The following is a 13,618-nucleotide window of genomic DNA, read 5'->3' on the forward strand; positions in this document are numbered from 1 at the left end:
CTTTTGCCGCATTACCATAAGCTTGTATTGGACAGACGCTTGGCAGCAGCATTGACTGTTAACAACAGAATCAGGTTAATAAGCGAATTAAAGAGGCCCACTGCAGTAGCAAAGCTGTAATTGGCATTCAGTAAACCCATTTTGTACACATAGGTGGAGATAATCTCGGAAGCCGATAAGTTCAACGGATTTTGCAGCAAATAAATTTTTTCAAATCCGACGGCCATGATATTGCCAACGCTCAGAATCAGGATAATGACTGCCGCCGGCAGCAGGCCGGGCAGATCGATGTTCACCATTTTCTGAAACCGGTTAGCACCATCAACCTTGGCTGCCTCGTACAATGAAGGATCAATACCTGCAAGTGCTGCCAAATAGATGACTGCGGAATATCCCATGCTCTGCCAGACATCCGAAAATACATAGATGGAACGAAACAGCCCAGGCTCTCCAAGGAAATTGACCGCTTCAAAACCAAGCGTCCCTGCAATTGTGTTCACAATGCCCAGGCGCGGCGATAGGAAAAGCATGATGATGGATACCATGACCACCGTTGAAATAAAGTAAGGTGCATAAGTAACCATCTGTACCGTTTTTTTGAATTTGGCATTCTTGACTTCGTTCAACGCCAGTGCTAGAAGGATGGGGACTGGAAAACCCACGACCAAACTGTAAAACGAAATATACAGTGTGTTTTTGATCAGGGTAGCGAACGCCGGGTTTTGGAAAAGCAGTTCAAAATATTTGGTGCCTACCCACGGACTTCCCCAGATCCCCTTGATCACGTTGTAATCCTTGAAAGCGAGCACTGCATTAACCATAGGCACATACTTGAAAATAATGAAGTACGCGACGGGAGGAATCATCAACAGATAGAGCTGCCAATGTCTCCTCCAGCTTCTGGACAAGGCCAGTTTCATTGCAGACCGCCTGCCTTGTTTTACTACCGTTTTGCCATTCGAGATTGTTGTTCTCAGAGTCATCCCCCCAGGAGGTAGCCTATTGATTAAGGCCCTCTTTTTTTGATAGCGCTTTCTTGTTCGTAATCATAAGAGGGTTTCCTCAGTCACGTAAAGGTACACTTTACTCAATGAGGTACGATTCAAGGACAACAAGGCCGAGAAGCCTGATATAGCTTTAATTTTGCAGTGATTTTTTTGATGTTTCTGGTTGGATTGATCATCATGATTGTCCCAGCTTCATTACATTTCATTCTCCATCTGGCGAAATGAACTAGGCAAAACCCCACGGACTCGCTTGAAGGCTCTCCGGAATGAATGCGCGCTGTTGTATCCGGTGGTCAGAGCAATCTCATCGATCGTTCGCTCAGTCTCACGGAGCAATTCAGCAGCTTTGTTAATTCGCACCTTCTCCACATAGTCGGAAAGGTTCTCTCCGGTATACTCCTTGAATAACTGCGAGATATATTTTTCCGGCTTACCCATTTGTTCTGCAATGCGATATACCGTTAAGGTTGCATCGGCATAGCGTTCCTGAATGTAAGCCATCGTTTCGTTAACAATTTCAGCATGTAAATTGGATTTTTTGCGTTGTATGTCCAGACATACGTCTTTTGCCAGTTGATGAAACTTGTCCCGGAGTACGGTAACACTGTCCGTTGCCTGAATAGCCGCAATCCGGTTCTTAAACTCATCGACAAGCGCTTCGTCCAGCATGATCTTGGGTTCCAGCTTCAGAAATGTTCCCTTCAATTCCACAACGAACTGCTGTGTCATGTCATAAGACAGCTCCCGCTCGGTAAAATTGCGGTGGAACAACTGATCCAGAACCCGATCCGATTCTTCCATTTCACCCGCCTTCAGCGTATTGAGCAGACGCTGTTCGGACTCCATCGGATAGTAATACAATTCGGTTTCCTTGACGGTGTCCTCGAATCTCACCAGATGCTCTGTTCCCATATGAATGGCATATTCCAATGCTTGTCTGGCCTCGTTAAATGAACGGCCAACATCATTCCACACCTCATAAGAAGCACCCATTCCAACAGTGGTCGACACCCGGTATTCCCCGTAAACTGCATCCATCCGTTTGCTCAGTTCGGAAACCGTTGTGTGCATGGCTATATCCGAGGGTTCAACAGTAAGCGGTTGTATAAAAGCAATCTGATCTGTTCCCCAGTCGGTTATCAATACCTCTGAATTCCATGCCGTCAAGGCTTCATGCACAATAAGCCTGGCGACGCTTAGTTCTTGAATAATTTCTTCGCTATCCGGACTTCCATAACCGTCTACCTTCACTATTCCTACAACCCCTCGGCTCGTATGAAGAGGTATATCGGTCTGGGAAGAGAGCGCCTCCAACTCGGGGATGGTGTAAAACTCACCTGTCAGCAGACGTTTGATAAATCCATCCCGTAACATGGGAATCTGTTCGTTTAATGCATTCTTAAGTACATGGTTATTGGTAATGAGGCTGGTGATATTGCTTGCCAAAAAATCATATTCGTTGCTTGTCTTTCCGGGCAGCCCTATATCCTGTTCCCGGAAGACCGACAGAAGCCGGTGAATCGGTGCGCTGTGTCGGTAAGCCAGCATTAGCCCAATCAATAATCCAATACCAAGTGTTGCTAGCGTAAACGTTAAGGTAACCTGCTTGATCTGATCGGCCTTTACCATAAGCGCACCTTCGGGGATGCCAGCCATGTAATTCCAGCCATTTTGATTGGAGTGAATGGAAATAAGTAGCCGCCCGTCGTCCATAGGCATCACTTCATCGTTCTTGTTAGCGGGCATACCTTTCAAGTTTTCCGCCTCGGCTTCATCTATACCACGCGAAAAAATAATATCCCCATTCGAATCTGTCACCAATGTCCACCCCCCATATTGCTCCACAATATGTTGAGTCAAACTCGCCATCTGATTCTCATCAATCATGACGCCAATGGTAGCCTGCGGCTTGTTGAAGCTGTTCAAAGGAAGCGACTGAAGAAACGTGATAGCTGGAGCGTCCTCAAACACACCACTGAGAATCTCCTTCTTATAATTTTGTAGGGGAATAATTTCGTTTAAATGAGGCTTTTTTAATACATTCTCTTTCCACTCTGCAAACGTGATGCCTTCCAGGCGGTTGGCAGCAAAATAATGCTCAGGTCGGTAGTAAACCGTCGTAGGCGTAATAATGACATTATAGTTGGGGATATAGATGAAAAAACGAGACAAATAATCATTCGTACTGCTGTACATGGACAGGCTGCGCTGCATGCGGCTCAAACCATAGACATTATTAACGTCATGCGGCTTGGGATCAGCTATTAGACGGTTTAAATCCTGGTTAATGGCCAGTTGTCTCGTGAAATCCTCAACCAGCATCAGATTTCGTTCAATAATCTCCTTGCTCAGGTTGAGCGATTTGAGGCTGTTCTCAATCGAGCTGGTCCTCGCTGCTTCAATGGATGTTCGATAGGAAGCATATCCGGCAATTTGAGGAATCATGAGAACAATAAGATACGAAATCATGAATTTGCGAAACAAAGGCGAGAATTTGGACCATAAGCGCTGCATATGTACCCCCTTCTTTCGTAAGCGTTTACAAAACTGTTTTGTTAATGATACACCTATCATTTGCACAAGGTGAAGGTACAACTTCGGCTTTGGGGTACAAATCCTTAAATTCCTACCTACGGCCGAAATCATTCACTGAAATTCCTTGCTAATTCCAACCTGTTGGTTCGTTTTTAAACGATACTGCATTGTGTGGCGGTGTTTTGTTTCTCAGCTCTCACGCATTCAACCGACCTAAGCCATAACGAAAAGAGCCGATCAGCTCGATCGGCTGCCTCCTTGCTTTTTTAAGCAATCATTTCCTTTAGCTTAGTCATGTATCAAACAAACTCAATTAACTTCCTATCTATTTCTGCGATGTCACCAATCTCCGATGAACCATCCCAAAGAACAATTGAAGAAGCTTCATCGTTTTCAACAAACTCATGAAGTTCGCACAGTTCCCCCATAAACAGAGCCCCATATTCTGTCCGTTCAGGTCCATGGAAACTTGGCTGAAGTTTAAACTTCATTAACCCTTTAAATTCAGCCGTGTCCATAGGTTGGTTGGTTTCCTCTAACAATTCTCGAATGACACATTGTTCAGCGGTCTCACCAGGTTCAATCACACCTCCTGGCAGTTCCCAGTTGTTTCTCCACTTATTATGCATAAGGAGGAACTTCCCTTGGCACTTCACCACAATTAGGGCATGGGTTAGTGGAGCATCCAGCGTCATCGTAATGAGCTTTTCATACTTGATAGGATTAAATTCCAAAAATATGTTGCCTTTTGAATCCGTCATGATTGCCATGCACACATCCTCCATTTCTGTTATAAAAAAATAAAAAACGCGCCAGACCGAAGTCCTGCGCGTTGTATATCGCAGGATGGGAAGCGCGAATAGCGTTAACCCATCCCTCTTTTTTCAAGGAACAGATTAACGCTCTCCATGATGATGACGTTGTTTTAATTCTAAAATATACATCATCCATTCTCCTACTCACTGACGTATGGAAATAATACCCACCATTGTGCTTTTGAGTCAAGTATAAGTTTTGATAATCTAAATTTTCTTTACGATGACCCAAACATATGTTAGCTTTTATAACATTACCATTACGAAAGCGAGTGGATTGAAGATGGATCTCCAGCATTTATTGACTATCCCCATTCTATCCAAAGCAAAAGTTATCGCCGGGCATCACGGCCTCAATCGCTTGGTACAATCCATTAACATTATGGATGCACCAGACATTGTACAATTCCTGAAACCAGGAGATATGCTGCTTACGAACGGCTATATACTGAAAGACCGCCCCGATGCTCATCTTGCATTCATTACGGATATGCATGCGATTGGATGTGCGGCACTTGCGATCAAGACACAGCGCTTCTCTTTTGAATTATCTCCGCAACTGCTCGAGACAGCCGACAAGCTGGGGTTCCCGATTATCGAACTGTCCGAAATCGACAATACACTCGGTGAAATATTCCAGCATTCGATCAGCTCCATCCTTCAAAACAAAACTCATGAGCTCCACTACGCCTTGTCTATTCACAAGCAATTTTCCACGATGGTTATGCAAGGAAAAGGCATTCCATCTATTGTCGATACGTTGTCCCAGCTGTTATCTTCACCTGTATTGCTTCTGGATTCGAAGAAGCAGATTACGGCAATCTCCCATCATGCACAACATATAGATCCCTATTCTCTCGCTGAGCCTATACTGACATTTATACATGAGTACCCTTCCTTCCAGATTGCTTCCTCTATCTGCCTGCTTAATACCGATAAATATAGGCATATCGAGCTGCATCCCATCTTCACCGACCGGCACGAGGGCTATTTGATTGCGCTGTACGACAGCTCTGCAGCCTCGAAGCTCTCCAGTCTGGCGTTAGAGCAAGCCGTTAATGTCATCGGTCTCGAATTAACCAAGAAACAGGCGGTCAAGGAGCGTTCACGCCGGTACAAGAATGAATATTTCTCCGATCTCATTCAGGGTTTCTTTCGTTCTGAACAAGAGGCGCTCCATCGCGGCAAAAAATACGGACTGAAGGCACAAGAGAGTTCGGTTCTCATCCTTGCCAAGATGGACGAATCTCTAGCGGCCAGGCCTAATCCGAACCTTGCTCCTATCAAGGAAGAGCGATACATCTCGGAACGAGACGCTTATTATGAGCTGATTAAACAGGCGTTCGCCAGACTGAATCTCACCTTCGTCATGTTTACGAAGAACGATCAGTTCGGCATTCTCGTTTTTTTGGGTGAGTCGTCTTGGGATGAACAAACGGTTGTCCAGCAGCTTGAGAAATTAGCGAGTAATCTGTATACGGATTCGCAGCTCAGCGTTTCATTCGGAATAGGCAACCCCTACACAAACGTATTGGATATCGGACTCTCCTATAAAGAGGCAGTTAAGGCACTCCAATCCGGCTATCAGCTGAAAAAGACCCGCTTCGTTCATTCCTATCAAACCATGGATATAAGCCGGTTGCTGCGCATGATTCCTTATGATGAGATTCTCCAGTTTCATCAAGAAACCTTCAAACCCTTCGCCGGACGGGATTCAAACGAACGCAGTGAACTTATGAAAACCTTGTCCTCCTTCTATGAGAATCATTGCCAAATCGGCGATACAGCCAAAGAGTTGTACGTCCATCGCAATACGGTTATCTATAGGCTGGAGAAATGTGAGAAACTGACCGGCAGGAACATTAAGGACCCGATGGAAAGTCTGCGCTTTCGCCTCGCCTTTGCACTTGAATCAGTGTTGAATGCTAACCCATCCCCTAACGAAGCTCCCCATACATTTTGAATGGATAGCGTGTCATTTATAATGACACGTTTATTTTTGTTTTTCTCATTTCACTGTTCACTCTCTGTGCATTTTAACTGATTTAATTCTATTTTTATGTTTAACATGACTAATGACAATTGATTCGACAATCTTTATGATAAGAATACATCCAATGATGTTATATTAACTAACACAAAAAAAGAATCATTCATCAACGCTGGAGGAAAGGGGCTGCCCATTATGGCTATTCAAATACAAAGCGTCTCCAAATCATTCGTCAATGCAAACGGAGAAGATATTCAGGTACTGGCTGAGGTTTCAATGCAAATTAAGAAGCAGGAGTTCTTCAGTATCGTTGGGCCGAGCGGATGCGGCAAGAGCACCATTTTCAATATTATTGCGGGTCTGCTCCAGCCAACGAACGGCAAGGTTATCGTCTGCGGTCAAGAGATCGATCAGACAACCGGACATGTCGGCTATATGATGCAAAAAGATCTTCTGCTTCCTTGGAGGAGCATTCTGGACAATGTCACGCTAGGCTTGGAAGTGAAAGGCATGCCCAAAAAGGATCGCGACGGTATTGCCATGGATTATCTGGATCGTTACGGCCTGGCTTCATTCGCCGGTGCCTATCCCTCCACATTGTCCGGGGGAATGCGCCAGCGTGTAGCCCTTATACGTACTCTCGTTACCCAGCCGGATATTATATTACTGGATGAGCCCTTCTCCGCACTGGATTATCAGACCAGACTCATTCTGGAAGACGAAATCTTATCTATCCTGAAATCCGAAGGCAAGACCGGAGTTCTTATCACTCATGACATCGAGGAAGCGATCGCCATCTCCGACCGCATCGCTGTCATGAGCAAAAGACCCACAACAGTGAAGCAAGTGTATGACATCGGTCTCGCTTCGCAGTACGGTTCAGCACTAAAAGCCCGTTCCGACCCCAAGTTCAAGCAGTATTTTGAATCAATCTGGTCGGAGCTCGATATTCAAATGGGGAGGATCAGCTAATGAAGAGTACATCACCTGAAATGTCCCTAACGAAGGACCATACTGGGGTTGCGAAAAATAAAACCAAACGCAAACAATCGCCTTTCACCAAAGAATGGACGATGACGATGATATGGCGGTTCATTATTGTTTCAATCATCCTGGTGATATGGGAAGCAGCAGTCCACCTTAAGCTGATAAACGGTTTCCTGATGGGATCGCCGAGTGCCATTCTTGATGCGGCTATCACCATGTTCAGCTCAGGTCAACTTTTTACAGATGTTCTAGCCACGGTTAATGCTACCATTATCGGATTTGTGGCGGGAAGTCTATTTGGCTCTTTGGCAGGACTACTCATGTGGTACTCCAAGACCGTCGCCAGGGTGCTTGATCCGTTTATTGTAGCGCTGAACGGCATCCCGAAGATTGCTCTAGCTCCCATGATTATCATCTGGTTCGGTTCAGGCATCTTTTCCAAGATTGTTCTTGCCTCTGTGGCAACGTTTATTGTAGCGCTGTTATCCGCTTACCAAGCGACTCACCAAATTGATGAGTCCCAGATTAATCTCATGAAATCCTTCGGAGCGAAGAAATCACAAATTTTCCGCAAAATTATTATTCCCTCCTCTCTGCCATGGATTATCTCCGCCTTCCGTATCAATATTGGATTGGCACTCGTGTCTGTCGTTGGCGGAGAATTCATTTCTTCAGACAAAGGCCTCGGCCATATGGTATTTGTCGAAGGCAACCTGTTCAACCTTCCGGCTGTGTGGGTCGGTGTGTTCATGCTTATGCTGGTTGCCATGCTGCTCTACACCTGTGTCAGTTATATCGAGTCACGCCTCCTTCCATGGAATGACAATAAAAACAGCAGCAAGTCCACCTCCGTATAAACAACTTACACCATAAAAGGAGCCTGATGACCAATGCGTATTTTCAAAAAGATAGCTATTCTATCAACGATGACCCTTTTATTGACTGCACTACTCAGTGCATGTGGAAGCAATGCGAAGTCTGTAAATGGAACAGACACTATGGCGAGCGGAGGGCAAGAAGATACCAAAGTGGATACGATCATGGTTTCCGAGGTGTATCACAACCTGCTCTACCTTCCACTGTATGTAGCAAACAATCAAGGATTCCTAGAGCAGAATCGTATTGAGCTATCCTCGATCCGCGCTGCCGGAAGTGGGCCAACTGCCTTGTCTTCGGTCATTTCAGGCGAATCTGCCTTCTCCTTTCATGGTCCTGAGCATGTCGCATTCGCTAATGCAAAAGGTGGAGATGCTCGCTCACTGGTCCTTCTATCGGGCAGCGCTCCTGTATGGGCGGTTGCGCGTGAAGGTGTATCCGTGAGCTCGCCAGAGGACTTTAAAGGCAAAACCATCGTTGTCGGCTTGGCACCCACAAGTTCCAACAGCTTAATGCGAAAGCTGTTCGAAGACAATAACATTGATATCGACAAGGATGTCACGATCACGGAGGTTCAGAATGGCTCCGAACTTGGTGCCGTATTAGCCGGCAAAGCTGACATTGCATTCGTTTATGAGCCTCAGCTTGATCAAGGAATTGCTGAGGGACTGCACATTGTCCATGATTTTACGAAGGATTATCCTGACTTTGCTTTTGCAACAATGAACACAACCACAAGCTTCATGGAGAAAAATCCGGATCTCACCCAGCGCTTCGTCACCTCTATAGAGCAAGCATTGGACTACATTCACTCGAATCCTGAGGGTGCCAAGGCAGTCGCGGTGAAGGAATTCCCGAATCTGGACAAGAAAGTCGTGGAGCAAGCCGTACAACGCATGATTGACAGTAAGGTATACCCCGCTGACGGGCATATCAATGAATCAGCCTTTGAGGCCGCGATCGGTATGCAGCGCTTCATTGGCAATCTGAAGGAAGGCCTCGCTTACGAGGATATTATCGATGCAAGCTTCACCAAATAGAGAGAGAAAGGTTGATTATTCTGAATCAGGACGACTATCTCACCCACCAATGTACTGAAAACGCCAAATATGCGAATGGAGTTATTACGAGCGAGGAGCTTGCCCTATTCACAGCAGACTTGGAATTGATTCGCAGCTTCAAGCTGCCTGAAGAAACAGGACCCAATCCCCCTTACAGGAGAGTGCCTCTGCGATGATAACGAAACCACTTAACGAGCTGTCGATCACCGAAGCGGCTGAACTGATTAAGAACAAGATGATATCTCCTGTCGAGCTCACACAGTCCTATTTGAAACGGATTGAAGAGATGGAGCCTGCTGTGCAAGCCTTTGTTACTATTACTGCTGAGCAAGCCTTGCAGGCCGCAAAAGAATCGGAACACAAGCTGATGAATGGCGATTATCTCGGTCCACTGCATGGCATCCCATACGGAGCCAAGGACATTATCCATACTGCTGGCATACGCACCTCGGCTGGATCAAGCACTTATCCAGACTTCATACCTGAGACCAATGCAACGGTGATTGATAAATTACAGACGGCTGGCGCTATCTTACTCGGCAAGACCACAACGACAGAATATGCCTTTCAGGGGGGAGAGCCGCCAACTCGCAATCCATGGAATGTGGAACATACCCCGGGCGGTTCCAGCTCCGGCTCCGCTGCTGCAGTAGCGGCTGGTATGGCTTCCTTCACACTCGGAACTCAGACCTTCGGCTCTCTGCTTAGACCCGCATCTTACAACGGGTTAACCTGTATGAAACCCACCTATGGCAGGGTTAGCCGTAACGGTGTCATAACAGCAAGTTGGAGCCTTGACCATGTGGGCGCCTTCACTCGATCGGCACAAGATAATGCAATTGTTCTTGAAGCCTTAGCCGGACAAGATGAGATGGACCCCTTCTCGCTGCCCCACAGCAAGCCAGATTTAACAAGCACTCTTATGCATCCTATTTCAGGAATGGTTATCGGTTTGCCAAGCAGCTTTTTTCACACAGATGAACCGGCGATCATGCTAGCCGTTGAGTCGGCAATAGCTGTACTTGAGAAGATGGGCATGCACACGAAGAAGGTTGATCTGCCTCCTTATATGGAAGAGACTTTTGCTGCTCACCGTACGGTGATGCGGGCAGAAGCTGCCGCCTTTCATCAGGAACGCTACGCAGAAGCAGCTGATCGTTACGGACCTACGATGCGGGAGCAGCTTGAGCTCGGCTACCAGACGAGTGCCGTTGATTATTTGCAGGCACAACGCATCCGAACGTTATTCCGCAGCGAGATGATGATGCTTTTCGATGAGGTCGATGTTCTATTAACGCCATCAACTCCGTATGTGGCTCCCTATGGCTACAAGACAGGCAGCCCGATCTTTAACGGACCCTTTACCAATACCGGTCTACCGTCCATCACCGTTCCTATCGGATTTGATTCAACCTCCGGGAAGCACCTGCCTATCGGCATGCAGCTCTCTGGCCCACACATGAGAGAAGACCGTTTGTTGTCCATCGCTCATCATTATCAGCAAGCTACGGAATGGCATCTCGCAACGCCAAGCCTAAACTCCCACTAGGAAAGGATTGATCGCTACGATGTCTACCATCATACACACAAGCGCAGCACCTCAATTCCCGCTCCCCTTCTCACACGCTGTCCGCGCAGGAGATTTTGTCTACGTCGCAGGTCAGGTAGGCGTTGATCCGCAGACGCTTGATCCAATTGGCGGCATTAAGGAGCAGACGGAACAGTGCATTCGCAATATAGAAGTTATCCTCCAGGAAGCGGGCCTCACACTCGATCATATCGTTAAGGCAACCACTCATCTGGCGCGAGTAGAAGATCAGGCCGAATACAACGAAGTATACAAGCGAATGATGAAAGAGCCCTATCCTGCCCGTATTACCGTATTCAGCGGATTAGGCCCTTACTTGATTGAGATGGAAGTGTTGGCGTACGCCCCTTCGGTGCGGGATGAGTAGTATAATGCCTAGAGATGCCTCGAAATCTTCAGAATTCTATTAAGGAAAAGAAAAAATAAAGAAGGCTTTAAAAAGGGACGAAGCAGTGTTCTAAGCTGGTTCGTCCCTTTCACGATATTACGAAAATTCAGTTTGGCGCTCATCTAAGCTATACGTTTCTATAGATATGAATATCTATTCCAGTATTCGAAGGTATGCCTTCGCCCATTAGTTTATCATTGTTCAAATAGGACAGCGCTTCGCTGTTCGTGATGATTTTAGGAGAGGTTCGAAACAATACATTCTCCAGTTTCTCATCGAACATTCCATTATTCTCGATATACATTTTACAAGCTTCCCCTGTATAATCCTTACCTTGAAGCATGTATCTTGCAGATAAGCTATGCCGACCGCCATTCGGGCCAATAATTTGAGTATCTACCCCTCCAGGAAGAATGTCACCTTCGAAATATTTTCCTGTGACATGGCCACCAAAAGAAATCATGACTACGGAGTCGCCATCATTATTGTTGGAGAGATCCGTAGTATCCCCTATTGCAACATGTACCGTGAATACTTTTTCCCATGCCATGAAATTCACCTGCTTTTTAAGTATAGAGTCATCTACAATTTAATCGTTAATGAGCATAAATTATAATTTCTGTTTCTCCACCATCTTGTAATAAACCCCCTTTTGAAGCTGCAAATCAATCGGGCTGCCTTGCTCTACAATTCGTCCCTTTTCAATCACCAGGATGTAATCAGCATTCTTTACGGTGGAGAGTCGGTGTGCTATGACCAATATCGTTTGCTTCCCCTTCAGGTTCAACAAGGTATCATTCAAGTCACTCTCCGTCATAGCATCCAGAGCAGAGGTGTACTCATCCAGCATCAGGATTCGAGATTCATTCATGAATGCCCTGGCTAATAAAATTCGTTGGATTTCTCCACCAGAAAGATTGTCTCCGTGGCTCTCCACCTTCTTGTCATATTGCTCAGGCATGGCTTGAACAAATGATTGAACATGAGCCATTTCAACAGCACTATTAAACCTGAACCAAGATTCTTCATCCATTTCTTCTTTTTCCAGCGGATAAATAATGTTTTCTATAATAGACTTGTTCCACAGCCATCCCTTTTGCGGAGAGTAGCCAACATATTTTCTTAATTCATGTATATCCAGTTCTTTAATTGAGACTCCGTCCAGTAAGATCTCCCCTTCATCTGGCTCTATGTACCTGTGGATAAGTTCAAAGATAGTAGATTTCCCTGAGCCACTTAATCCAACAATACCGACGAAATCTCCTGGTTCAATATTCAAATTGAAGTTGGAAATACCGAAGGAGTCCTCGGTGGCATAACGATACGATACATTTCTCAACTGAAGGCGCGGGATTCGGGTATAATCCGGAACTTCAGCTCCTGATTTGGTCTTTTCTAATTCAATTATTTCATTTAAGTTATCCACGATCACTTTCATACGGCTCATATCGATATTTAACGTAAAAAGCGTCTTGAATATGCCATATAACCTTGGAAGTATAACAATAAATGCCAGCAACGTACCTGGTGAAATTTGACCGTTCAGAATCAGGTACAGACTATAGCCATAAATGATACCTGTAACCAAAGAAATAACCGTGTCAGCAACAAGGTTTATGATCATATGATGGAAAACCCTGGACTGCTTTGAAACCTTCCAGGCTTCGTCATTCCAGTTGCTCCACCTCTTTTTCTCCGCCTGATGCCCGTTAGACATATGTACCGCTTTTAGATTGTGAAAAAGATCATTCAAATAACGTATTCCCTTTTCCAAAATGTCATAATAATGCTTATCCAGCCTCTCCGTCTTGTTTCTGAAACGCTTGAAGCCATACATAAACACAGGAAATGAAATCATTGCAACTAACGTTAGTTCAACACTCATAGAGAGCATAATCCACAAAGTAGCGATTAACAATATGCCATTTGATACGATCGACATGATGGTGTCTACCACATAAATTTCACATAATACCCCCACTTGTGAGGTAATCCGGTTAATAACTTCTCCCCTTCCGATCCTATCCACATTTCTTGGTCGGGTCTGCAGTAATTGAGAAAACAGGCGGAGGCGAAGGTTCTTGGATAAATGATTCCCCAACTCATTGTTATAATATGAGGTAACGCCGTTCAAAGCGGCAAATACAATGGGAATGAGCATAAGCAGCACAATATAGAGTGCAGCCTTCCCGATTTGCTTTCCTAGTAGGATACTGTCAAATAAATCTTTAAAAAGGAGCGGTTGAGCGATGGAGACTACTGAAGCTGAGATATTGAACAATAAAATTAAAAAAATCGTTCTTTTACTTTTAAACAATATCTCAATAATCTCTGTCCGAGTTGGATTCATAGGCTAGCCCCCTATTGGTGG

At 45.4% G+C, this 13,618-nt stretch carries 12 protein-coding genes; 7 read left to right on the top strand and 5 right to left on the bottom strand.

The window, feature by feature from the left end:
- Positions 1-11: 11 nt before the first annotated feature.
- The 3 genes from F4V51_RS15760 to F4V51_RS15770 all read right to left on the bottom strand — a co-directional run bounded on the left by F4V51_RS15760 (position 12) and on the right by F4V51_RS15770 (position 4,312).
- On the bottom strand, positions 12-866 hold the full coding sequence (locus tag F4V51_RS15760; protein ID WP_095357726.1) for an ABC transporter permease: 855 nt from the start codon (positions 864-866) through the stop codon (positions 12-14).
- Positions 867-1,202: 336 nt separating this feature from the next.
- On the bottom strand, positions 1,203-3,521 hold the full coding sequence (locus F4V51_RS15765; RefSeq protein ID WP_153978738.1) for a helix-turn-helix domain-containing protein: 2,319 nt from the start codon (positions 3,519-3,521) through the stop codon (positions 1,203-1,205).
- A 320-nt stretch (positions 3,522-3,841) separates the two neighbouring features.
- Complete coding sequence (locus F4V51_RS15770; protein ID WP_162009944.1) at positions 3,842-4,312, bottom strand: NUDIX domain-containing protein; 471 nt, start codon at positions 4,310-4,312, stop codon at positions 3,842-3,844.
- Positions 4,313-4,640: 328 nt separating this feature from the next.
- On the opposite strand from F4V51_RS15770, the gene F4V51_RS15775 reads away from it, so the two are divergent.
- The 7 genes from F4V51_RS15775 to F4V51_RS15805 all read left to right on the top strand — a co-directional run bounded on the left by F4V51_RS15775 (position 4,641) and on the right by F4V51_RS15805 (position 11,226).
- Positions 4,641-6,320 carry a PucR family transcriptional regulator gene (locus F4V51_RS15775; protein WP_162009945.1) on the top strand — a complete coding sequence of 560 codons (1,680 nt, stop codon included), beginning with the start codon at positions 4,641-4,643 and terminating at the stop codon, positions 6,318-6,320.
- Between the two features lie 222 nt (positions 6,321-6,542).
- Positions 6,543-7,319, top strand: coding sequence for an ABC transporter ATP-binding protein (locus F4V51_RS15780; protein ID WP_153978741.1), 777 nt, complete (start codon positions 6,543-6,545; stop codon positions 7,317-7,319).
- On the top strand, positions 7,319-8,191 hold the full coding sequence (locus tag F4V51_RS15785; protein WP_153978742.1) for an ABC transporter permease: 873 nt from the start codon (positions 7,319-7,321) through the stop codon (positions 8,189-8,191). Before F4V51_RS15780 ends, F4V51_RS15785 begins: the two co-directional genes overlap by 1 nt.
- A 33-nt stretch (positions 8,192-8,224) precedes the next feature.
- Positions 8,225-9,250 (top strand): ABC transporter substrate-binding protein, encoded by a 1,026-nt coding sequence (locus F4V51_RS15790; RefSeq protein ID WP_153978743.1) that lies wholly within the window; start codon positions 8,225-8,227, stop codon positions 9,248-9,250.
- 11 nt (positions 9,251-9,261) lie between these two features.
- Complete coding sequence (locus tag F4V51_RS15795) at positions 9,262-9,447, top strand: hypothetical protein (protein WP_153978744.1); 186 nt, start codon at positions 9,262-9,264, stop codon at positions 9,445-9,447.
- Positions 9,444-10,820, top strand: coding sequence for an amidase (locus F4V51_RS15800; RefSeq protein ID WP_153978745.1), 1,377 nt, complete (start codon positions 9,444-9,446; stop codon positions 10,818-10,820). The genes F4V51_RS15795 and F4V51_RS15800 overlap by 4 nt, the downstream gene beginning before the upstream one ends.
- A 19-nt stretch (positions 10,821-10,839) precedes the next feature.
- Complete coding sequence (locus F4V51_RS15805) at positions 10,840-11,226, top strand: RidA family protein (protein ID WP_153978746.1); 387 nt, start codon at positions 10,840-10,842, stop codon at positions 11,224-11,226.
- 148 nt (positions 11,227-11,374) lie between these two features.
- On the opposite strand, the gene F4V51_RS15810 is transcribed toward F4V51_RS15805, so the two are convergent.
- A complete protein-coding gene (locus F4V51_RS15810; protein ID WP_153978747.1) occupies positions 11,375-11,797 on the bottom strand; it encodes a DUF3237 family protein in 423 nt (140 codons plus the stop codon).
- Between the two features lie 60 nt (positions 11,798-11,857).
- Positions 11,858-13,597, bottom strand: a complete 1,740-nt coding sequence (locus F4V51_RS15815) for an ABC transporter ATP-binding protein (RefSeq protein ID WP_153978748.1) — start codon at positions 13,595-13,597, stop codon at positions 11,858-11,860.
- Positions 13,598-13,618: the final 21 nt, after the last annotated feature.

The organism is Paenibacillus xylanilyticus, assembly GCF_009664365.1.
GTDB classification, from domain to species: domain Bacteria; phylum Bacillota; class Bacilli; order Paenibacillales; family Paenibacillaceae; genus Paenibacillus; species Paenibacillus xylanilyticus_A.